Raw genomic sequence first — 20,406 nt, 5'->3', positions numbered from 1 at the left:
GTCACTGGTGTCGGCGGTCCGTCCTCGTGACGCAGCCTGCTGGCGGAGGTAGTTCGCGATGTCGTACGTTCTCCGGATCGGCCGCCGAGGGCGGGCGGCGGGTGTGCACACTCCTGTCCGGTGCCGGACCGGGCGGGGGGGACGAGCCTGGGGGCGACGTGACGGACCTGGAGGGTCCGGCCGGTCGGGAGCCGGTCGGCGAGACCCGGGTGACGACTGGAGCGGTTGCTCTCCGTCGTGGGCGTGGGCGCCGTGGAGTTGCACACGGCGCCCGAAGGCCTGGAGGCCACAGTCACCGGCGTGAACGTGCTGGACTTGCTGGACTTGCTGGACTTGCTGGAACCCGTGATCAGGCCTCGGGAGCTGCTGCTCGCCGTGGGGGTCGATCCGCGCTCGGCCCAAGGAGTTGACGTCGTGCGCCGGGCGGGCGAGTCGGGTGCGACGGGTGTGGTGTTCGGACCGGGGCGGCCCGAGCCCGGTGCGGCCGAGGCGCTTCAGGCGGCCGCTGAGAGCGGTGGTACGGCGTTGCTCTTCCGTACCGCCTGGTGCACCTGGGCGCATCTGGTGGGCGTGCTCCGGGCGGGGCTTGCCTCGGCGGGCGTACCAGCCGTGGCGGGGCTCGAGGGGCCGAGCCTCGGGGACCTCAACTCGCTGGCCGACGCCGTGGCGGCTCTGGTGGGCGGCGCGGTGACCATCGAGGACACGGAGTCCCGGGTGCTCGCCTACTCGTCGACCGAGGAGAACGTGGACGAGCACCGCCGGCGTGGGAGGGGGGATGCCCCGCCGTCAATTCGTCTGGGGTCCGAACCGGGTCTTGTATGCCGATGGAGAGATGCCGGTCTCGCGGCGCATCAGCGTGCGCAAATTGGCAGCCGTGCCGATCCCGCTACGCCGCGCGATCATCTCAAAGCGGTGCTCACCTCGCTCGATCAATCGGCATGCCAGGGCGGATCGTTCCCCCGTGAGCCACGTCAACGGTGTCGTTCCCAGCTGTGCCCGGAAGCGGCGATGCAGCGTCGCCGGACTGACCACCGCCGCGCGTGCCGCAAGGTCAGAGACCGTGAGCGGTGAGTCCAATCGCTCTTGGGCCCAGGCCAGGACAGGCGCCAGGGACTCGTCCGGCAGGTCGGGAATGGGGCGCTCCACGAACTGCCGCTGCCCGCCGTCCCGGTGCGCGGCGAAGACCAACCGCCGGCTCACGGAATTGGCGACCTCCGCGCCGTAGGCGCGGCGGACCATGTGCAGCCCGAGGTCGAGTGCGGCCGTGCTCCCTGCGGCGGTGAGGGTGTCGCCAGCTGCACCGCACTCATGCCGAGCTCTCGCCGCTGTTGGAGAGCCTGCCGTGGAGTGCCGTCCCCATGCCCGGCTGGAGCCGCGACCCCGAGGAGAGGCGCGGCTACGCCAGCGAGCACCCCGCACCCCGTCGAGCCGGCACATCGGGCAACAAGCCCAAGCCTGTACGCATCCGGATGCGGCCAGCAACCATCCATCCGCCTCGGCACCCACCGCCCTCGCCTGAGCCGTCCTTGTCAGTCCGGCCCGCCTTGCCGCCATTCCGCCCTGGGCCCGCAACTGACCACCGAGATAGACCCCGGAGTGTCTCTACTCTCCGTCGGCCTCCGCGAGGGTGTGTGCGACAAGAGCGTTGGCGTGGCCGTGCCCCAGGCCGTGTTCGGTCTTGAGCCAGCTGACCAGCTCCATGTGCTTGGACAGCGGTGACGTACGGATGAGGTTCTTCCACTCGGCTATGGGCCGACCGTACTTCTTCTCGATCGACGGAAAGTAGCTGGCCGGGCCCTTCACAGGTTCAGTCATAACCGCAGCATGTCATCCACCACTGACAACGCAGCCTGCCCGTCCGTTACAGAACGTCGCAGATCAGCAGTTCTGGCACAGCTTCTGACTTTGTCTTTTATGGTCTGAGTCGGGTCGTGTTCGGCGATGTTCTCTGGACGTTTCACGGTTCTGCCCACGTCGTAGCGGGTGGCGGGCCACCGGTTCTTCGAGCCGGGCGGCCGCCCCGGTCCGGGCCGTGAGGGTTTGCGAGCAGGCACCGGGCAGACGAAATGCGGGCGGAGGGTTCTGAACCTGTGGCGGACCCGGGCGGGGGTGAGCCGGCCGATCTCTCCCATGGGCGGCGGAGATCAGCGGCGGCCTGGCGGACGAGCCTCAGCTGAGTGTGGGCGGCGATGACGATCCAGGTCCAGCGATCGCCGGCTTCAGGCGTACGGAGCTTCGGGCGGGTCCAGCCCAGGGTCTGCTTCATCAGCCGGAACGTGTGCTCCAAGTCGAACCTCCGCAGAAATGCCTGCCAGCGCACATCGGCGTCCTCGCCGGGCAGACCGGTGGCCGACGACCACAGCCACGGCGGCAGCGGGTCGTTGCCGCCGGGCAGGCGGTCGATCTCCAGGCGGATCAGGGTGCCCTCGATGATGGGGAGTTCTCCGGTGTGGTCGATCCAGGCGGAGCGGGTGGTCAGGCAGGGGTGGATATGGCCCCAGGTCATCGCGCGGGCGGTGCCGTACCGGTCGGTGATCTGCGTCGTCGCCGCGTCCGGGTCGCCCCAGGTCTCTGGTCGTGCGAAGCGGAACTCCTTGCCGTGCTTCGGCGGTCGCCCGCCCTGCGGCGGCGACATCCTTCGGCGACGAGGACGTCCGGCCCGATTCCAGGGCAGCGACGAACGAGTACGGCCAGCCGGGTGTGAACTGGTCCGAGGAGCGGCCGTTGCGTCCGTAGACGTGGCAGAACAGGCGGTCCGCGCTGGTTGGGGCGTCCGGGCGGAGCCAGGGGCTGATGTCCACCGCGAGTACCAAGCGCCCGTCGGCGGCCTGCGGCATCGGCAGGCCGGCCAGCACCTGCCGCAGCCGTGGCACATCGACCCTCCCGCGGTTCAGAGCGTCGTACATGGCGCCGTGCCCGCGCCGGTGCTCGGCCACCAGCATCAGGTCCACCAGCGCCGTTACCGGACCGTCCGCGCACAGCACCGCGTCCACGAGCTCGAACAGCTCGTCCCCACGCACGGTCAGGCAGTCGAATAAGTCCTCCCGGAACCGTGACGCGCATGCGAACGCTTCCTGCCGGACCTCGTGGTGCAGCAGACTCACCTCCGACGGCGGCCCTGGGCTGGTGAGCCCTGTGCTCTTGATCAGCACGAAGGTCACGCCAGTGCCGCTGTCCGCGTGCACCGAACTCCCGGGTGAGTGACACTGTTCGACTGTCTGTGCGCTTACGGGCAGTCGGAGTAGGCGAGGTGGGCCGCGCAAGACCGGCACTGGAAGAGATACGCCGTCGGCTGATCGTCCTTATCCAGCGAGCTGAGGCAGTGCTCGGCCTGGTCCGGCGGCCAGCCCCAACCGGCTGTCTCCGCCTGGAGCGTCTCCAGTGCGTCGGGATGAGCGGCGAGTTCGGCGGCTCCGACCATGCCCAGGAACGCGGCACCGTCGCCGCAGTGGAAGAACCACTGGGGTTCCTGCCACGCGGCGAAGCCCGGCGTGTGCCTGTCGACGGCCTCGAGTACCTCCAGGGGCACGTCGTCGCCCAGACACGTTCCCGCCGTGAAGTGGGCGTCGAACCGTTCTGCGACACTGCCGTCCGCGATGCACCACGGGCACAGACGGCCTGTGAGCTCCTCAGCCGCGTAGACCGGGCCTCTGTAGATGTACCCACGCTCTTTCCCGCAGCAGGCGCAGGCCGCACCAGAAGGAACCACCACGCCCGTGGCGACGGGGTCGGGGTGGTACGGGAACTCAGGAAGCAGCTCAGTCACAACCCGTAACCATAACGGTCGTCGCGAAACGGCCAGTCACGCGGACCATAAAGCACAAGCTGACCTTGAGTTTCCTCTGACTACGCGTTGAGAATTGCTGCGCGGCACGAATGGGCAGGTCGTATTGCTCTCAATCCTGGTTCTTCCCCTCGACGAGGGTGTCGGGACACCGGCAGTGGGGTGTCCGCACGGTCTGCGGTGTTCCATGACGCCCATCCCGGCTCATGGGGCGCAGCCCACTATGGCCGACCGCTCCTCGCGGACCGGCGGGCGTCTAATGGTCTGCGTGCTGCTGCCCGTGTGAGGTCTCGGGCTGCCGTATCCACGCGGCCAGCAGCCGAAGCGCCTCTTCGGAGCTGGAGCCTGCCTCGGCTGTGTAGACACTCAGCCGCTGGTCCGGGTCGGCGGGCAGGGTGAGGGACTCGTATTGGAGGGTGAGCGGGCCGACGATCGGGTGGTGGAAGTGTTTGCTGCCATGCGTGTGCCGGTATACGTTCTGGTCGGCCCACCAGCGGCGGAAGTCCTCGTCCGTGATCGAGAGTTCGCCGACGAGTTCGGCCAGCAGTGGATCGTGGGGATGGCGTCCGGCGTCGCGCCGGAGCGAGGCGACGATGTCCTGGGCGTGGGTGTCCCAGTGGGTATACAGCGAGCGGGCGGTCTCGTCGCAGAACATGAACCGCACCAGGTTCCGCTCGCGGTGCGGCAGCGCGTCGAAGTCGGTGAGCAGCGCACGTGCCATCTGGTTGGACGCGAGTACGTCCAGTCGCCGCCCCAGCACAAGGGCGGGGGTGTGCTCGAGGATCCGGAGCAGGTCGCGCAGCCCCGGGCGGACGGGCTGCGGGCGCGTCGCCGTGCGGCGGGGCCTGCCTGTGGCGGGCTTGGCGAGCTGGAACAGATGGGTGCGTTCGACGGGATCGAGGCGTAGCGCGCGGGAGATGGCGTCCAGCACGGTCTCGGAGACGTTCAGTCGGCGTCCGCGTTCCAGGCGTACGTAGTAGTCGACGCTCACGCCCGCCAGTTGCGCGATCTCTTCGCGGCGCAGTCCTGGCACTCGCCGAGGGCCGCCGTCGTCGGACAGGCCCGCTTGGCGCGGGGTGATCCGTGCCCGCCGAGAGCGGAGGAACTCGCCGAGAGCTGTGTTGCGGTCCATGCCGTTCACGATAGGGCCCAAGATCGCCCGACGGCCCGCGAAAGGGGGACTGGCAGTCCCCCGGTCCGGCTGTCCCCGGGGTGAAGCGGACCCCCCGGAAGGCGATCAGCAGCCGATTCCGGTGCTGAAGTGGAACGTGTCGAGACCGACCGGGGCCCATCCGCCCCGGTCGGCCTCTGTTCGTATCTCACGAAGGGAACTCCTGTGTCGGACACCAAGACATTCCTGATCACCGGCGTCAGCACCGGCCTGGGTCGCGCACTCGCGTGCGCGGCGTTGGCCGCGGGCCACCGGGTGGTGGGCACGGTGCGCACGCCCGCCGATGCACGGGCCTTTGAGGCGCTCGCCGGCGACGCGCACGCCCGCATCCTGGACGTGACCGACCACGACGCGGTGGACACGGTCGTGAACGAGACCGAGCGTGACCTGGGCCCGGTCGACGTACTCGTCGCCAACGCCGGGTACGGCCATGACGGCCTCTTCGAGGAGTCGTCGATGGATGACCTTCGCCGTCAGTTCGAGGTGAACGTCTACGGAACCGTGGCGGTGATCAAAGCCGTGCTGCCGCACATGCGGGAGCGCCGGTCAGGACACATCATCGCCGTCACCTCGATGGGCGGGCTGATCACCATGCCGGGCCTCAGCTTCTACCACGGCAGCAAGTTCGCGGTGGAGGGCATCCTCGAAACGCTCGGCAAGGAGGTCGCCGATTTCGGCATCCATGTCACCGCCGTCGAGCCGGGCAGTTTCCGGACCGACTGGGCCGGCCGCTCGATGACCCGCGCACCCCGTGCGATCGCCGACTACGACGAGCTGTTCGAGCCGCTGCGCGCCCGGCGCGTCCACGGCCACGGGCGCCAGCCGGGCGACCCGGACAAGGCCGCGGCCGCGGTGCTGCAGATCGTGGCGGCCGACCAGCCGCCGACGCGCCTGCTGCTCGGCACCGACGCGCTTCGGCTCGTCCAGGCCGGACGCGACGCCTTCGAGCGCGACATGCTGGCATGGGCCGAGCTGTCGGCCTCCACCGACTTCGACGAGGTCAGCCGGCCCGCCTGACGTCACTCGCTGTCGGGCCCCCAGCGCGGGGCCTCGACGGCGGCCGTCATCACCAAACCGGCCCGCTCTTGGTCCACCACAGCCGGACCTGCTCATAGCCGCTCACGCCACCCAGCGCCTCCTGGTAACCGGGTGGAGGTTAAAACTGAGCTGACATTCCTCTGGCTGGGTGAGGGCCCTGGGCGCCACCGAGGCACTTTGCCCTGCCCTGTCCCAGTCTTCGGATAAGGCCTCAGCGGAAGCTCCAGCATGCGACAACTCCCTTTTCCCATCTGAGGAGTTGGATACATGGATGGTCTTGATTCTGTCGCCGCGCTGCGCGTGACGGGGGCAGGTCCGGCGCATGGCTCGTTGCGCGTGCCGGGTGACAAGAGCGTTTCTCACCGTGCCCTGCTCCTGTCTGCTCTTGCCCACGGCACCAGCACGATCACGGGGCTGTCTCTCGGGCAGGACGTCACCCACACGCGCCGTGCCGTGCCGTCGAACGCTTCGGAGTGAACGTCCCTGTCGTCGGCGGCGGCACGGTGCGGATGGCGAGGCCGGTCCGGCATGAGCCGGATGACGTGCTCGATCACGGCAACGCGGGCACCGGCATCCGGCTGTGCGCCGGGATCGAGAGGCTTTCGGTCCTGACCGGGGACCAGTACCTGCGGCATCGGCCGATGGAGCGGGTTGCCGAGCCCCTGCGTGTCATCGGCGCGACGGTGGACGGCCGCGACGGTGGCCGTCTGGCGCCGCTGGTGATCCGCGGCGGCAACCTGACCGGGATCACCTACGCCCCTCGGGAGGCATCGGCGCAGGTCAAGAGTGCGTTGCTGCTGGCGGGTCTGTCCGCGAGCGGAACAACGACGGTCGAGGAAGTGCACCCCACCCGCCGGCACACCGAGGAGATGCTGGAGCAGTTCGGCGGGCGGGTGACGGTGGACGGTGCGCGGGTCTCGGTGGAGGCCGGCGAGCTGACCGCCATGGACGTGATGGTGCCCGGTGATCCGTCGCAGGCCGCGTTTCTGGGCCGTGGCCGCGCTTCTGGCCGACGAGGGCGAGGTGACGGTCGAGGGCCTGCACACCGGGTTCGTCCGCAGTGATTTCGTCCGGATCCTCCAGCGCATGGGCGCGGACATCGACTTCGACCTGACGACGGGCACCTTGACCGTACGGTCCTCGCGGCTGCGGGCGGTGGAGATCACGGCCGGGGACGTTCCCGACATCGTGGACGAGGTCCCCGTCCTGGCGATGGCTGCAGCCGTCGCGGAGGGCACGACCGTGATCTCGGGGGCTGCCGAGCTGCGGGCGAAGGAGTCCGACCGGATCGCGAGCACCACGCGGATGCTGAACGCGTTCGGGGTGAGCGCGGCCGAGACGGAGGACGGCATGGTCATCGAGGGCGGAGCCCGCCTGCGTGCCGCGCGGGTCGACTCGCACGGCGACCACCGCATCGCGATGACCGCCGCGGTTGCCGGGGCTTGCACCGCCGAGGGGGACACGGTGATCGAGGGCTGGGACTCCGTAGCGACCAGCTACCCCGGCTTCGCGCGGCAGTTCATGGAGCTGACCGGCGCCAGGGTCACCCGCCGTAGTCGTCGCTGCGCTGGTGGGCGAGCGGTGAGAGGAAGGAGTGCAGCAGCAGGCCGTGCCCGGCGTGCAGTTCCAGGAGCCGGAACCCGGCCGCCGCGGCCCTCGCGCCACGTGCCGGGAGTTGATTCCTGCCGGGAGTGTGTTCGCGTTCTTGGCCGAGCACCGGGATGTGTTGTTCCCGGAGGCGATGTTCGTGGACATGTATCCGTCATCGGACGGGCGTCCGTCAGTGCCACCGGGCGAGCTGGCCTGTGTGGTCGTGCTCCAGGTACTGCACAGTCTGTCGGACGTCGAAACGGTCCAGCATGTGCGGTGTGATCTGCGGTGGAAGGCCGCGTGCGGGCTGGGCCTGAACGACCCCGCATTCGATCCGTCCCTGCTGGCGTACTTCCGGCGCCGGCTCTCCCGCTCCCGGCGTCCGGACCGGATTTTCGACGCGGTGCGTGAGGTGGTCGCCGCCACCGGCGTCCTGAAGAACAAGCACCGGCGGGCGTTGGACTCGGCGGTGCTGGAGGACGCGGTGGCCACCCAGGACACGGTCATCCAGCTGATCGCCGCGATCCGCCGGGTCATCCGCGAGGTCCCCGGAGCCGGCACCGTGGCTGCCGCATGCTGCCGGGCCCATGACTATGCCGATCCCGGCAAGCCGAGGATCGCCTGGAGTGACGAGCAGGCCCGTACCCTGCTGGTGGACGCTCTGGTCACCGACGCCCTGCAGTTGCTGGGACACCTGCCGGAGCAGAACCTGGGCCCTGCCGCGGCTGATGCCGTGGGGATCCTGACCCTGGTGGCCGGTCAGGACATCGAACCGGCCGACGATTCCGACGGCACCGACGGCCGGTGGCGCATCGCCCGCCGCACCGCATACGACCGCATGGTGTCCACCGTCGCCCCCGAAGCCCGGCACGTGCACAAGACCCGATCTCACCAGCAGGACGGCTTCAAAGCCCATCTCGCCGTCGAACCGGAAACCGGGCTGATCACCGCGATCAGCCTCCGGCCCGCTGCCGGCCCCGAGCACCACGAAGCCGCCGTCGCCCTGGACCTCCTGGAAGAGGAACACGGGCCCCGGGATGTCCTGGCCGACTCCGCCTACTCCACCACTGTCCTGCGCGAGAAGCTGACTGCGGCCGGGCACCGCCTGCTGATCAAACCGGCCGCGTTGAAGAAGGCCGTCACCGGCGGATTCACCCTCGATGACTTCCACATCGACTCCGCAGCCGGCTCGGTGACGTGTCCGGCCGGCCACACCACCGACCTGCTGCCGCCGGGCGGCAAGCACCAGCAGCGCAAAGCCTGGTTCACCGCCAAGCAGTGCACCATCTGCCCTCTCAAGCCCCGGTGCACTACCGCCAAAGGCGGCCGCGTCTTCACCTGGCGCCCACACCACAACCTGCAGGCCGACGCCCGCCGGCAGGCCACCGATCCCGCATGGCAGGCCGACTACCGCCGATGGCGACCCCCCGTCGAACGAACCATCGCCTGGCTCGTCGCTCACGGCAACCGCCACTTAGCCTGCCGCGGCAGCATCAAAGGCGAACGCTGGATCCACCACCGGGCCGCCGCCCTTAACCTCCGCCGACTCATCAACCTCGGACTCGACCACCACAACGGAACCTGGACCCTGACCCCGACCACCCCATAACCAGGGGAAAGGGGCCACCCGAGCCTGCAGCCGAATAGCCACTCACCAACATCTTCACTGGATTCCTAGGGCCTGTCCCCAGTGAACGCCAACCAAAAGGCGAAGCCATGCGCGGCATTGTTGCCGTCACCCTCGGAGCCGCCGTGGCCATCGGAACCCTGGCGCTCTCAGCCAGTGCCGCCACAACCACCCCCCACCTCATCATCGACCCGAGCATGAAGGTCGACGTCGACAAGAGCGCGGAGGGGAGGCCCACGGTCTTCCCCACCGACCAAGGGAGTACTAAGGCGTATCCGACGAATGGCGTGGGCGCAAGGCCTGCCATGTGGCCGCCGGTCGGTAACCGCGTGTGGTGGAAGGACGTTGCTCAGGCTCGGCCGACCCCGGTATAGTCGCGGCACTCTAAAGATCACGCTCTCTGGATATGCAGCCGCAGAACGGGAGCAAGCCCGCGCACAGCAGCGCGGAGCCACGGAGGGGCGGCACCTGGTTCGCCATGCCCTCCGGAGGCTTTCCCATGAAGATCGGTCTCGGTCTCCCCATCGATGACCCCGCCCTCCTGCTGACCTGGGCCCAGCGCGCCGATGCCGGCCCCTTCAGTACGCTCGGCCTGCTCGACCGGCTCGTCTTCGACAACCCCGAGCCACTCATCACCCTTGCGGCACTCGTCGGCGCCACGTCGCGCATCCGCCTTCAAACCGAAGTCCTGATCGCGCCCGTCCACAACACAGCGATGCTCGCCAAGCAGACCGCGACCCTCGACCGCCTGTCCGGCGGCCGATTCACGCTCGGCATCGGCATCGGCGGTCGCGAAGACGACTGCCTGGCCGCGGGCATCGACATCCGACGCCGGGGGCGCCGCCTCGATGAGCAGATGCCCCTACTGCGCCGGACCTGGCGCGGCGAGCCGTACGGCGAAGGCGTCGGACCCATCGGCCCCGCACCCACGACGCCCGGTGGCCCGGAGGTGCTGTTCGGCGGCTTCGCCCCAGCAGCGATCGAACGTGTCGGCCGGTTCGGCGACGGCTTCCTCGGCGCGGCGCTGCCACCGCAGTTCATGGCCGGGCTGTTCCGCAACGTGGAGGCGGTCTGGGAGAAGCACGACCGCTCCGGCCGGCCGCGCTTGGTGGCTCAGGCCAACGTCGCCCTCGGCCCCAAGAGCACCGTCGAGCAAGCCCGACGCAATATCCGTGACTACTACGGATTCAGCGGCCGTGCCGACCACGTGGCCGATGGCCTTCTCACCACGCCGGAGACGATCCGAAAGGCGGTCGATGACTTCATCGGCATCGGCGCCGATGAAGTCATGCTCTATTGCTGGTCCCCGGACATCGATCAGATCGGCCGCCTTGCCGACACCCTGTTCTAGAGACTGTCCGTCACCTCCTCACCGAAGCCAGAGCCGGACCGCGGCGAGGGCGACCGTGCCATGAAAAGACGTAAGACCTCTTGTCATATTGGGTTGCTACGGCCCGGAAGACCTTGAGGGCGTTGACGGTTCGCTCGACTTCGTTCCCGCGGACATAGCGGGCCCGGTCGAAGCCGGTGGGCCGGCCGCCGCGACGTTGGCGGTTGGCTCACTGGTCCCGGCGCTCGGGGATCGTGTGCCGGAGCATCTGGCGGGCGTCACCCCACTGCCCGGGGTGACCAGAATGGCCGGCGGACGACAACCGCCGTCGCTCGCCGGATGAATCCCGGTGGTGAGCCCGCCGCGTCAACGGCCAATCGCCTCGTCGGGCCGGCGATGGGCGGGCCTTCCGCGTCGGCCTGGTGTCCGCACCGGACGGTGCCGTGCCCCAGCGGCATGTGATGGGCACGGCAAGACACGGAATCGACGCTGACCATCGACCAGTCGATCCGGCCCTCCGCATCAGCGCGGCCTGAACAGCCTGCAGGTTCCTGTCCCACGTGCCATCGGCTGACCACCTCCGATGCCGGTCATGACAGGTCTTCCACTTTCCGAATCGCCTCAGCAGGTCCCGCCATGGAACTCCGGTCCGCTGCCGGAACAGGATTCCGTTGATCACCCTGCGGTGGCACGTCCATCGCCCGCCCCGTCCCGTGTTCTTCGGCAGGTGCGGCTCCAGCCGGGCCCACTCCCGATCTGACAGATCACCACGCCCCACGCCCCACGCCCCACGCCCCACGCCCCACGCCCCACGCCCCACGCCCCACGCCTCCGGAACGACACCAGCACGGGCACAGTCACGCGATCCGCCGGACACGCCTTGACGGGCCCCTGTCGAGGGCCCTCGGGGTGGGGGCCGCGTTCGATGGTGCAGTCCGTTCGGGGTACAGCCGCGACTGGCTGGACGAGCAGGTGGAGTCGACCAAGTGGTCGGCGCCGTAAATCCTTCGGGGGTTGTTCACGCTGCCGGTGCGACAGAGGAATCTTCGTGGTGATCGGCGGTGTGCCGGTCGAACCTGGCCGGCAGATCGTCCAGATCGGAGGTAGTGAACCTCCACTGGGACGGCTGGGCCGTGGCGTTGTAGCGGTCTTCGAAGGCTCGGAGCCAGCCGGTCCCTGACCTCGGTGAGGTCGGTGAGGTCGGTGAAGTCGGTGAAGTCGGTGAGGTCGGTGAAGTCGTTGGGCGAGAGGGCCTTGCGCCGGACGGCAGAGAAGTAGATCTCGACTTGGTTGAGCCAGCAGACGTGCACGGGGGTGTGTGTTACTGGCCAGTTGGAATCCCCACAGGCGGCCAGTGGTGGGGAGGTATCTGGCCGCCGTTGATCACTCAGCGTGGTGGTTGTCGATGGTGGGCGGCGTGCTGGTCGTGCGCCGGGATCGCCGACGTAGGGTCGCCGCCCCGGTCTGCCTGCTCGTCGGGGCCGACCGGCTCACGGCCAGGTCGGGGATGGCTACTGTGGGACTTCGCCGAAGATCATGCGGTGCCCGCGGGCTGTGTCCACGTATTCGCGGACCCGGTGGATCAGCTCGTCCCGGAGCTCGAAGACGAAGCAGTAGTCGTTGGTGTAGTGGTTGCCGTTGGCGAGCGTCGCCGTCATGGTCGCCTCCACGGTCACCCGCTCGCCGTCGGTGTGGGACCCGTGGAAGGAGACGGTGACGTCACGCACGAACAGGCGGGGGAAGTCCTCGGCGAAGAAGCGTACGATCGCCTTCCTGCCCACCATGTGGTGGGTCGCCTCGAGCGCGACGGCAGTGGCGTTCCCGGGGGGCGACAGCCATTCGGCGTCCTCGGTGAGGACTGCGGAGATCCGATCGGGGTCGTTGCCGGCGAGCGCCTGGAAGGCGTTTTGGATGATGGTGTGGCTCATGAACCCACTGTCACCGTCACTGCGCGCCGGTGTATTGGACAAATGTTCCGGTCGATGTCCTCTTAGCATGGGGTCATGCGATCCGCTGCGCACGAGCGTGGGGCTGTGGCCGGGTGGGGCGTTGTGAAGTCGCCGAGGCCCGGCCGGGTAGCCGGTGTCAGCATGGCCGGGTTCCGCGGCGGCGGCGCGGGCCCGGTCGACGTGCGGGTGGTCCCGCACCCGGCGGTCACGCTGGTTCTGGAGTTCGGTAACGGCCCGCTCGTCGTGGATGTCGCCACCGGTCGGCAGCAGCGGGGAAACCTTGTCGCCGGGTTCTTGCACGGCGCTGTTCGCGTGCGGGGCGAGAACATCGAGTGCGTGCAGGTGCGCCTGTCCCCGGTGACCGCACGCGCCGTGCTGGGCGCCTCCCCGTCGGAGCTGGACCGTACCCTGGTCGCCCTCGACGACCTGTGGGGCCAGGACGCGGCACGGATTGGACAGCAACTCGGGGATGCCACGTCGTGGCAGGACCGTTTCGCGTTGGCGGAGGCGTTGCTCGCCCGCCGAGCAGAGACGGGACCCTCGGTGGATCCCCAGGTGGCCTTCGTCTGGGACCGGATCCTCGTCAGCCGCGGCCAGGCCCGGGTCGAGGACCTGGCGGCCGAGGTCGGGTGGAGCCGCAAGCGCCTGTGGTCCCGGTTCCGGTCGCAGATCGGACTTCCTCCCAAGCGCGCCGCGAGGCTGGTCCGCTTCGACCATGCCGCCCATCGCCTGGCCGCCGGCGAAGGTGCGGCCAGGGTCGCGGCCGACAGCGGCTACGTCGACCAGTCTCACCTGCATCGGGACGTTCTGGCGTTCACCGCAATGACTCCGGCGACCGTGGTCGGCCAGCCATGGCTGGCGGTGGACGGCATCGCGTGGGCGGAGCACGGCGTCGGCGAGACGGACTGACATCTCACCCCGTGCATCACACGCCGCTCGGCACGGGCGCAGAGATGGCCTCCACCCTGTGGAGCGCAATCTGCGTTCGTTCGCTGACTACCATCCGTGAACCCAAAACTGGCCGTACGTGGGGAATTCGAACTGACCGCTGTCAGGTGTGGACCATGACCGTGTTCGGGAACGCCGCGGTCGCCGCGGTGAGCCGGTCGGCCTCCTTCTGACGGCGACGGGAGGAGCCGTTGTCGACGATCCAGAACACGGGTTCGACGCTTGCGTAGGGTTCCTGGCTCATGACCTGGGTAGCCAGGTTCATGAACGGGACGATGCCCGTGCATTCTTCGGTGCGGCCGAACACCTTCGCGCGTGGACGTTGGACGTCGTAGACGGCGAGGCAGGCCAGGGCACCGCCGCGTCCGTGGGTGTGATTGACGCGCATCGCCCTGGCCTTGCCGGGGGCGAGGGTGGGGTGGCAGCGGCACCGGGTCTGGATGGAGGTCTTCGCGTCCGCGCTGGTCACGTACTCGTCATCGCCGAGCTGTTCGCCCTGCCAGGTGCGGGCGTACAGGTCCAGCACCCAGGCGGCCTTCAGCCGGAGGCCGGGGCTGGTGATGAAGATCCAGGAGCGGTGCTGCCAGGGCTTGAGCGCGTCCTGGGCCGGCCAGCGACGCACGGTCGACGCCGATGGTCGACGCCGATGGTCGACGCCGACCTGAACGGGGCGATGCCCCGCCGGGCGGCCTCGCGGGCCAGTTCCGGGCACGACCAGCGTGAGAGCGGTACTTCACTCTCGGCAGGCGGCGCCGGCAGGTCGGCGCCTTGACCTCGGCGGCCTGCAGCGATGTGAACGAGGCGGGACGGCCGCAGCGCCTGCGGTCCTTGAGCCCGGGCAGGCCCACCTGGGTGAACCGACCACGCCAGCGGCGCACGGCGTCCAAATGCGGCCCCGTCTCCCGGGCGATGCATGCGTTGGAGCGTCCACGCGCGGCGTGCAGCACCACCTGTGCACGCACCCGCAGCCGGTGCTCGGTCTTGTGGCCGTAGGGCACCTTCTTCAACCGCACGTGTCCGGCGGCACTCGGGGGCATCGGCGGACAGGGGGTGCGGACGGGCATGGCGGGCGAACCGATCGGCCGAAGTGGATCACTGGTACCCCGCAGCCTGTCCGCCCGCAACGGGCCCAGCCGCCGTAATGACCGGTGCAGGAGGCCACTTGGACAGGGAAAACGCAACTTCGACATGGCACGCAGAGGCAGCTACCTTCACCTGGTGTTCGGCGATCGCCCACGGTCGCAAGGGAGTTCCTTCAGGCTGAGCCACCCGCGACGGGATGAGTTGGTCACGCCCCAGGAGTCCTCGCCCCCATGCCCAAGCCACCGAACCGGGTCCACACCAGGCACCCCCAACCAGGGAGAGACGCATGCCCCATCTTGCGCTGTACACATTCGGCGTCCTGAAGTCACCTCTCGCCGATCCCGCACCTCTCACGAACGAGTTCTACGACATTGGTGAGGCCGTCTACCGGAAGATCGGCCAGCACCCCGGATACATCGCGCGTGCTGAAGCGGCAGACGGTGACCGGGGCATGCTCTTCGGGGCGGACTGGGGTGCATGGGGAGAGTTCGCCGTACCGACCTGGTACGACAAGGGCCGCACGGTGGAAACCACCGCCCTCGCCACGACCCTCTCACTCTGGACCGACCTGCACCCCGCCTTCGACGCCGTCTACACCGGTCTGCACCGTGAGGCGCTGAACAGGCGCTATGACTGGTTCGAGAGGGCAGCACACCCGAATTACGTGTGCTGGTGGGTCTCCGACAGCGTGATACCCACCTGGCAGGACGGGGTTTCCAGGCTGGAACACCTCCACGACCACGGCTCCGCGCCGCACGCCTTCACCTTCCACCACTCGTTCACCCCGGACGGAACTCCGACCAGGATCAAAGACATCGGGCCGAAGCGCGATCAGGTTCGCTGACAAGGAAGCCTGAACGACTGGGTCCGCTGTCAAACGCCGAAGCACGGCCAACAAGATCCACCCCCACGTGCCGTCCGGTGACCACCGTCGGTGCCGGTCGTACATCGTCTGCCACTTGCCGAACCTCGTCGGCAGATCTCGCCACGGGATACCGGTTCGCAAACGGAACAGAATCCCGTTGATCACTCGACGTTGACACTTCCAACGCCCGCCCCGGCCCCTGTTCGCGGGCAGGTACGGCTTCAGCCGAACCCACTCAACGTCTCGCAGATCTCCTCGCCCCACACAGCTCAGAGCGATTCGCTCGTCCTGTCCGTCACTGACCCACCAGACATTCCATAGGGATGGCCAACCAGGGCGGTGATGAGCTTGCGGGCCCTCGCCTTGATCAGCCGCTACGCGGCCGTCGCGCAACGTTGCCGGGAGCGCGCGGCTCGATGTCGCTGCCCTTGATCACCTTGTGGGCCCCGGTAGCGCCGTAGACGTACAAACGCCGCTCCCACTCTCCAAGGCACTGAGGCCGCACCAGCGAAGGCTGGTGCGGCCTCTTGCATACGCAGCCTGCTACACCCAGGCCGTCGCAGTCCCCGAGCAGCTGGCCCTCCCGCTGTAACGGTCTACCGAGCAGACGGAGAGAGTGATTTTGTCACCGGACCGCCACGTCGAAGGTATCGACACGTCCTTCCGGTTGTTGCGGCTCGGTGATCCATCGTGGGTGTAGACCCTGGGGTCACTCCGCGTCACGTTTGTGACCCGCAGTCGCACATAGTCGTTTTCGATCTCGGAGTTGTCCCACATCGACAACATGTCTATCGAACTCTCATAGCGACCCCCGGCCATATTGCCCGGGCTCTGCACATTCGTGGCCACCGCCTGCGCCGACGACACAGGGACCATCGTGAAGACAGCCGCCGCAGCCATCACGCCCATCGCGTAGAACTTCCGCACGTTGCTTCCTCTCGTTGGAACCAACAGATGCCGCAGATGCTCACGCGGCAACCCGTCGTTCGCAAGGGGAATCGCTGTCCGGGACATGTCCCGGACAGCCCAGCAGGATCACCACAGGCCGGCTGTCTCCGTCCCCTACCGGTCGTCGCCGGCGCCTCCGACGCGGCCGTCACAGGTGGGGCAGACACCGCGCGCGTCTCGGACACGGAGCCGGCGGCGAGGACCCGGATGCTGCGGACCGCCTGCGTACCGGCCGCGTCGTTCCGCTACGGCGACGACCCGGGCGTTGAGCAGCCGGAGCTGGGTGCCGTACGCGGGCGAGTCCGGGCGCAGGTCCAGCTGCCCGGGCTCCGCGTGGAAGGCGACCGCCTGGACGTGCGTGGCCAGGTTCGGGGAGACGGCGGCCGCGATGGCCGGACGGATCGAGAGGGTGGGCGAAGTGATGGACAGGATCGATGCAGAGCTTCGTCGTCAGCTGACCGCCACAACCGCTCGGACGCCTGTCATGACGGCCTCGAAGGCTCTACCGCGTCAAGGTCCTCATCGATAAGTCCGTTTCCCCAGCGGTTCCAGAGCATGTGGTGCCATTCACCGGCATCGGCGCCGGGCGGTGTGACCGGCGGCACCGGGCCCGGGCTGGTCTCGATCAGGTGCAGCAGTGACCAGGCGACGCCGTAGCAGTCGTCGGGGCCGAAGCAGGCGGCCAGGGCCTGCGCCTCGTCGGGTGTGACGGGCGCGGAGATGGCTTCGAGTTGTTGGACTCGCCGGTCGATCTCCTCATCGTCGGCGTCCCAGTCGGGGAGGGGGCCGTCGGCTACGAACGTCTGAACTTCGGGTCTCATCTGCGAATGATCGAGTGCTGTGGGCGACCGGAGCAAGGCGAGCCGCGGCAGGTCACGTAGCAGCTGTCGCCGTCAGCGAGGACGGTGCGGGGAACGCGGCGAGCTCGTCCGGTCGGCCGGCCTGTCCCTGACCACGGATCAGGCGATGAGGCAGACGACCCTACGACCCCAAGCCGGGATAAGGGCTCGCATGCCGGCCTTCGCGTCCCATGAGGCGTATCCATGCCCGGCGCCGGAACGACTCAGGGTTAGCCCCGATGTGCGCGGCGGCCTGGACCCGTAATTTGGGCAACGCCGGCAGCGGGACACGGGGGCGGCTGCCGGGTACCGCGCTTCCCTCGATCGCAGCACCTCAGCGGTGACAGCGAGAGAGGGAAGCACGCCGGACACGTGGCCCTGAGGAGCGGTCCGGCGGCCCCGACGATCCGGCGACGTGACGGCGATCCGCGGCGACGCCGTTGAACGATCCGGCACAGCCGGCATCACCACACGTGGGAAAGGACCGATCATGCGGGGGAAATTGCTCACCCTGGCCGGTACCGCGGCCCTGTTGCTGACCACGGCAGGCGGCGCGCAGGCGCACAGCAGCAACGACTGGCGTCCTGCTCTGTCGTACGGCACCACCGAGCACGAACGCTGGGCCTCGGGCTGGGTCGGTGGTTCCACGCAGCGAGCCGACGGCGGTGCGCACATCAAGTGGACCGGCACCAAGGTCGGTGTCCAGGCGTGGACGAGGGACCACGCGCGTGACGGATACTGCGCGGTCACACAGATCCGCTACCACGTGAAGGACGGCGGTAAGTGGGCCGATCACTGGCACTACCGCTCACCGGCCGTGGACTGCACCGACGGCAACGACGGGATCGTGGCCCAGTGGTACGGCTCCCGCAAGCCCATCAAGGACGTCCAGGCGCGGGTCTGCCTCGGCAACGCCTCCGGCACTCCGGTGCGAGACCAGTGCCACCCGTGGGACTGACGCCGCGTCCCGGCCGGCCAGGGCATGGCTGCGTGCGACGCGACGCCGTCCACGACAGCACGGATCTGCCACGCACCGCATCGGGCCGTCCCGCACCCACTCACTCACCGTGGATGACCTCGGGCATGGCCTCGTCAGGCATGGAGACACCGGATTGGCGACCGCTGCCAGGAACTGTCGTTCAAGAAGGACCACCAGGACCCGTCGCACTCCGGTCTGAGCTTGGTCTACGTGCAGCGGATCGCCCCGGCCGCAACCGCACCTGCACCGTCGACAGCCGGCGCGCCGGGTCGGGCAACGACAGCAAGGACACCTGCGCCACCGGCAAAGCGGACGGCTTCCCAACGGCACTTATGGCATCAGGACTTGCCACAACGACCACAACTACGGCCCGACGGCACTCAGGGTCCCAAGAGCGGCAGCGACAGCCCGTACCGCTGGGACGGCGACCGCGACTACAAGCCCAACGGCTGCATCAAGCTCAAGCCGTCCGGCATCCGCGACCTCAAGAGCTGCCGGGACACGTACCCCCAAGCCCACCAAAATCTGCATCTCCTGACGCCCTGGTATACCCAGGAACCGTAGGAGCATCGGAAACTCCTCAGGAGGAACACCGTGTCACTTCGTCCTCGCAACAGAGTCATACCGGCCTGCATGGCCGCCACGGCCATCCTCATGACGGGCATCGCAGCCGGCGTCGCTCAGGCCGCGCCCGCCCCGTCCGCATCCGCCCCGTCCGCTTCCGCTTCGCCCGCATCCGCCTCGTCCGCTTCGATGAAGGTGGAGGACAGGTACACCATCGACCTGCACAGCAACGTCCGTGGAGCCCCGAAGCTGAAGAGCCGTGTCTACGGCACGGCAGGCCGGGGCGCCTACATCGACATCGACTGCTGGACTCGCGGGCAGGACGTCAGCTCCGGCGGCCAGCACACCAACGTCTGGTACCAGGGCGGCGTCTGGATGGGCAAGCCCATGAAGCGCCACCTGGGCCCCGGCGTGTGGGTCTGGGGCGGCAACGTCGACACCAAGGGGGACCCGCAGAAGGGCATCCCCCACTGCTGACGCCCTGACGCCCACGCCCTGACGCCCGGACCCGACTCGCCGCCACGAGCCGCCGGTCCGGGCGTTACGCGCGGAAGTGGGTCAGCGCGACGACGCTGGAAGCGGTCCTGGCGGGAGGACGGTATCGATGGCCTGCGCTGTTCGGGGCCGGCCAGGAGGCCGAAGGTCGGTCCGGAGGAGTTCGCTGTGCTGGAAAGGGAACTGCTGCGCAGGACGGTGTCATAGACCGCCGGACTTAAGGAACTACCGGTAGTCCTCCCACGCCCACGGCCGCAGCTTCTCCGGGTTGCGGACCGCCCAGATCCGGTTGACACGACCGTTGGAGACGTCGAAAGAGGCCACGGTCGTGACGACGCCGGCACGCCGGGCCACCAGGCCCGGCACACCGCTGACCGACCGCTCCAGGAGTTCAAGCCCCGGAGCCCTGTCGGCGATGGCCACCATGTACTGGGCGATGCGCGCACCGCCCTCGACCGGGCGCAGGACGGTGCCTACCAGGCCGCCACCGTCGGCGGTCATCACGGCAGCCGGATTGAGGAGAGCGACGAGGGCAGCTATGTCCTTGGTCTCCCATGCCTCTTTGACCTGCCTCACCACGTCCGCCTGGCCGGTCGTCGGCACCGGAGCGCGCGCAACGCTCACCCGCCGTCGGGCGGAGGCTGCCAGCTGCTTGCATGCCGCAGGAGTCCGTCCGAGAATGCCGGCGATCTCGGTGAACGGGTACCGGAAGACATCGTGCAGGACGAACGCCACCCGCTCGGCGGGCGTCATGGAGTCCAGGACGACGAGGAAGGCTGTGGTCACCGACTCGTCCAGGACGATCTGGTCGGCGGGGTCTGCACGGCCGGTGGGATCGGCGCCGCCCGCGCGGCTCCACTCGGTTCGGTCGGGCAGCGGCTCGGGCAGCCACACGCCGACATAGCGTTCACGGCGGGCTCGCGCCGAGCCGAGCAGGTCCAGGCAGATGCGGCTGGTCACCGTCGTCAGCCAGGCGGCGGGAGTACGGATCTCCTCCTGCCGGCTTCGCGGCAGCCCGTACCAGCGTGCGTAGGCATCTTGTACGGCGTCCTCAGCCTCGGATACCGAACCGAGCAGCCGGTAGGCGACATTGATCAGCTGGTGTCGCTCGCCGGCTATCTCATCTGCGCTGGTCCCGACCGTCCCCATGCTTCCGGCCGCCTCCTCGCCTTACCTTTCGCAAGCCCGCGTCGTCG

18 protein-coding genes and 6 pseudogenes are annotated in these 20,406 nt (G+C 68.7%); 11 read left to right on the top strand and 13 right to left on the bottom strand.

Annotated features, from left to right (window positions below; genetic code table 11):
• Nucleotides 1-786: 786 nt before the first annotated feature.
• From ACFPP6_RS07575 to ACFPP6_RS07555, 5 genes and pseudogenes are all read right to left on the bottom strand, one after another.
• Nucleotides 787-1,293 (bottom strand): annotated as a pseudogene (locus ACFPP6_RS07575) (helix-turn-helix domain-containing protein); the annotation flags it as partial.
• Between the two features lie 309 nt (nucleotides 1,294-1,602).
• Nucleotides 1,603-1,815, bottom strand: coding sequence for a DUF4287 domain-containing protein (locus ACFPP6_RS07570; protein WP_382038426.1), 213 nt, complete (start codon nucleotides 1,813-1,815; stop codon nucleotides 1,603-1,605).
• Nucleotides 1,812-3,104 (bottom strand): annotated as a pseudogene (locus tag ACFPP6_RS07565) (transposase). Before ACFPP6_RS07565 ends, ACFPP6_RS07570 begins: the two are co-directional and overlap by 4 nt.
• 122 nt (nucleotides 3,105-3,226) lie before the next feature.
• Nucleotides 3,227-3,766 carry a CbrC family protein gene (locus ACFPP6_RS07560; RefSeq protein ID WP_382038424.1) on the bottom strand — a complete coding sequence of 180 codons (540 nt, stop codon included), beginning with the start codon at nucleotides 3,764-3,766 and terminating at the stop codon, nucleotides 3,227-3,229.
• Nucleotides 3,767-4,040: 274 nt separating this feature from the next.
• Entirely contained in the window at nucleotides 4,041-4,916 is an 876-nt protein-coding gene (locus ACFPP6_RS07555) for a helix-turn-helix transcriptional regulator (RefSeq protein ID WP_382038422.1), read from the bottom strand.
• A 204-nt stretch (nucleotides 4,917-5,120) separates the two neighbouring features.
• On the opposite strand from ACFPP6_RS07555, the gene ACFPP6_RS07550 reads away from it, so the two are divergent.
• The 4 genes and pseudogenes from ACFPP6_RS07550 to ACFPP6_RS07535 all read left to right on the top strand — a co-directional run.
• A complete protein-coding gene (locus ACFPP6_RS07550) occupies nucleotides 5,121-5,972 on the top strand; it encodes an oxidoreductase (protein ID WP_382038420.1) in 852 nt (283 codons plus the stop codon).
• A gap of 288 nt (nucleotides 5,973-6,260) precedes the next feature.
• A complete protein-coding gene (locus ACFPP6_RS07545; RefSeq protein ID WP_382038418.1) occupies nucleotides 6,261-6,470 on the top strand; it encodes a hypothetical protein in 210 nt (69 codons plus the stop codon).
• Complete coding sequence (locus tag ACFPP6_RS07540) at nucleotides 6,467-7,057, top strand: 3-phosphoshikimate 1-carboxyvinyltransferase (RefSeq protein WP_382038416.1); 591 nt, start codon at nucleotides 6,467-6,469, stop codon at nucleotides 7,055-7,057. The genes ACFPP6_RS07545 and ACFPP6_RS07540 overlap by 4 nt, the downstream gene beginning before the upstream one ends.
• Nucleotides 6,957-7,448: pseudogene (locus ACFPP6_RS07535) on the top strand (3-phosphoshikimate 1-carboxyvinyltransferase); the annotation flags it as partial. The gene ACFPP6_RS07540 and the pseudogene ACFPP6_RS07535, both read left to right, overlap by 101 nt.
• 88 nt (nucleotides 7,449-7,536) lie before the next feature.
• Here the strand turns inward: ACFPP6_RS07535 and ACFPP6_RS07530 are convergent.
• Nucleotides 7,537-7,710, bottom strand: coding sequence for an oxidoreductase (locus tag ACFPP6_RS07530; protein ID WP_382038415.1), 174 nt, complete (start codon nucleotides 7,708-7,710; stop codon nucleotides 7,537-7,539).
• Here ACFPP6_RS07530 and ACFPP6_RS07525 point away from each other — a divergent pair.
• Nucleotides 7,669-9,192: an IS1182 family transposase gene (locus ACFPP6_RS07525; RefSeq protein ID WP_382038413.1), complete on the top strand. Its 1,524-nt coding sequence runs from the start codon at nucleotides 7,669-7,671 to the stop codon at nucleotides 9,190-9,192. The genes ACFPP6_RS07530 and ACFPP6_RS07525 overlap by 42 nt on opposite strands.
• A gap of 517 nt (nucleotides 9,193-9,709) precedes the next feature.
• Complete coding sequence (locus tag ACFPP6_RS07520; RefSeq protein ID WP_382038411.1) at nucleotides 9,710-10,561, top strand: LLM class flavin-dependent oxidoreductase; 852 nt, start codon at nucleotides 9,710-9,712, stop codon at nucleotides 10,559-10,561.
• An 18-nt stretch (nucleotides 10,562-10,579) separates the two neighbouring features.
• Here the strand turns inward: ACFPP6_RS07520 and ACFPP6_RS07515 are convergent.
• Together ACFPP6_RS07515 and ACFPP6_RS07510 are read right to left on the bottom strand one after the other, a co-directional pair.
• Nucleotides 10,580-11,318, bottom strand: a pseudogene (locus ACFPP6_RS07515) (IS5 family transposase).
• 733 nt (nucleotides 11,319-12,051) lie between these two features.
• Nucleotides 12,052-12,468 carry a nuclear transport factor 2 family protein gene (locus tag ACFPP6_RS07510; RefSeq protein WP_382038409.1) on the bottom strand — a complete coding sequence of 139 codons (417 nt, stop codon included), beginning with the start codon at nucleotides 12,466-12,468 and terminating at the stop codon, nucleotides 12,052-12,054.
• A gap of 162 nt (nucleotides 12,469-12,630) precedes the next feature.
• Here ACFPP6_RS07510 and ACFPP6_RS07505 point away from each other — a divergent pair, with 162 nt between their 5' ends.
• Complete coding sequence (locus ACFPP6_RS07505) at nucleotides 12,631-13,398, top strand: helix-turn-helix domain-containing protein (protein ID WP_382038407.1); 768 nt, start codon at nucleotides 12,631-12,633, stop codon at nucleotides 13,396-13,398.
• 142 nt (nucleotides 13,399-13,540) lie between these two features.
• Here the strand turns inward: ACFPP6_RS07505 and ACFPP6_RS07500 are convergent, their stop codons facing one another.
• A complete protein-coding gene (locus ACFPP6_RS07500) occupies nucleotides 13,541-14,059 on the bottom strand; it encodes a hypothetical protein (protein ID WP_382038527.1) in 519 nt (172 codons plus the stop codon).
• A gap of 187 nt (nucleotides 14,060-14,246) precedes the next feature.
• Nucleotides 14,247-14,474: pseudogene (locus ACFPP6_RS07495) on the bottom strand (helix-turn-helix domain-containing protein); the annotation flags it as partial.
• Nucleotides 14,475-14,806: 332 nt separating this feature from the next.
• Between ACFPP6_RS07495 and ACFPP6_RS07490 the strand changes: the two are divergent.
• Nucleotides 14,807-15,364, top strand: coding sequence for a DUF3291 domain-containing protein (locus ACFPP6_RS07490; RefSeq protein WP_382038405.1), 558 nt, complete (start codon nucleotides 14,807-14,809; stop codon nucleotides 15,362-15,364).
• A 41-nt stretch (nucleotides 15,365-15,405) separates the two neighbouring features.
• Here ACFPP6_RS07490 and ACFPP6_RS07485 read toward each other — a convergent pair.
• Together ACFPP6_RS07485 and ACFPP6_RS07480 are read right to left on the bottom strand one after the other, a co-directional pair.
• Nucleotides 15,406-15,649 (bottom strand): annotated as a pseudogene (locus ACFPP6_RS07485) (transposase); the annotation flags it as partial.
• A 1,166-nt stretch (nucleotides 15,650-16,815) separates the two neighbouring features.
• On the bottom strand, nucleotides 16,816-17,154 hold the full coding sequence (locus ACFPP6_RS07480) for a hypothetical protein (protein ID WP_382038404.1): 339 nt from the start codon (nucleotides 17,152-17,154) through the stop codon (nucleotides 16,816-16,818).
• A gap of 508 nt (nucleotides 17,155-17,662) precedes the next feature.
• Here ACFPP6_RS07480 and ACFPP6_RS07475 point away from each other — a divergent pair.
• The 3 genes from ACFPP6_RS07475 to ACFPP6_RS07465 all read left to right on the top strand — a co-directional run bounded on the left by ACFPP6_RS07475 (nucleotide 17,663) and on the right by ACFPP6_RS07465 (nucleotide 19,192).
• Nucleotides 17,663-18,130 (top strand): hypothetical protein, encoded by a 468-nt coding sequence (locus ACFPP6_RS07475; RefSeq protein WP_382038402.1) that lies wholly within the window; start codon nucleotides 17,663-17,665, stop codon nucleotides 18,128-18,130.
• Between the two features lie 366 nt (nucleotides 18,131-18,496).
• Nucleotides 18,497-18,715: a hypothetical protein gene (locus ACFPP6_RS07470; RefSeq protein WP_382038400.1), complete on the top strand. Its 219-nt coding sequence runs from the start codon at nucleotides 18,497-18,499 to the stop codon at nucleotides 18,713-18,715.
• Between the two features lie 69 nt (nucleotides 18,716-18,784).
• Nucleotides 18,785-19,192, top strand: coding sequence for a hypothetical protein (locus tag ACFPP6_RS07465; RefSeq protein WP_382038398.1), 408 nt, complete (start codon nucleotides 18,785-18,787; stop codon nucleotides 19,190-19,192).
• Nucleotides 19,193-19,435: 243 nt separating this feature from the next.
• Here the strand turns inward: ACFPP6_RS07465 and sigJ are convergent, their stop codons facing one another.
• Nucleotides 19,436-20,359 carry an RNA polymerase sigma factor SigJ gene (gene sigJ / locus ACFPP6_RS07460; RefSeq protein ID WP_382038397.1) on the bottom strand — a complete coding sequence of 308 codons (924 nt, stop codon included), beginning with the start codon at nucleotides 20,357-20,359 and terminating at the stop codon, nucleotides 19,436-19,438.
• Nucleotides 20,360-20,406: the final 47 nt, after the last annotated feature.

The sequence above is a fragment of the Streptomyces aureoversilis genome (assembly GCF_042657885.1).
Taxonomy (GTDB): domain Bacteria; phylum Actinomycetota; class Actinomycetes; order Streptomycetales; family Streptomycetaceae; genus Streptomyces; species Streptomyces aureoversilis.
The sequence above is the reverse complement of the archived record's forward strand: the minus strand, read 5'-3'. Positions and strand labels throughout refer to the sequence as shown.

Bases quoted from the DNA above. Each gene is read 5' to 3' on its own strand.
- ACFPP6_RS07510 (WP_382038409.1), bottom strand. From the start codon at position 12,468: ATGAGCCACACCATCATCCAAAACGCCTTCCAGGCGCTCGCCGGCAAC.
- ACFPP6_RS07520 (WP_382038411.1), top strand. From the start codon at position 9,710: ATGAAGATCGGTCTCGGTCTCCCCATCGATGACCCCGCCCTCCTGCTG.
- ACFPP6_RS07465 (WP_382038398.1), top strand. From the start codon at position 18,785: ATGGCCGCCACGGCCATCCTCATGACGGGCATCGCAGCCGGCGTCGCT.
- ACFPP6_RS07555 (WP_382038422.1), bottom strand. From the start codon at position 4,916: ATGGACCGCAACACAGCTCTCGGCGAGTTCCTCCGCTCTCGGCGGGCA.
- ACFPP6_RS07490 (WP_382038405.1), top strand. From the start codon at position 14,807: ATGCCCCATCTTGCGCTGTACACATTCGGCGTCCTGAAGTCACCTCTC.
- sigJ (WP_382038397.1), bottom strand. From the start codon at position 20,359: ATGGGGACGGTCGGGACCAGCGCAGATGAGATAGCCGGCGAGCGACAC.
- ACFPP6_RS07475 (WP_382038402.1), top strand. From the start codon at position 17,663: ATGCGGGGGAAATTGCTCACCCTGGCCGGTACCGCGGCCCTGTTGCTG.
- ACFPP6_RS07570 (WP_382038426.1), bottom strand. From the start codon at position 1,815: ATGACTGAACCTGTGAAGGGCCCGGCCAGCTACTTTCCGTCGATCGAG.
- ACFPP6_RS07505 (WP_382038407.1), top strand. From the start codon at position 12,631: ATGGCCGGGTTCCGCGGCGGCGGCGCGGGCCCGGTCGACGTGCGGGTG.
- ACFPP6_RS07545 (WP_382038418.1), top strand. From the start codon at position 6,261: ATGGATGGTCTTGATTCTGTCGCCGCGCTGCGCGTGACGGGGGCAGGT.
- ACFPP6_RS07480 (WP_382038404.1), bottom strand. From the start codon at position 17,154: ATGAGACCCGAAGTTCAGACGTTCGTAGCCGACGGCCCCCTCCCCGAC.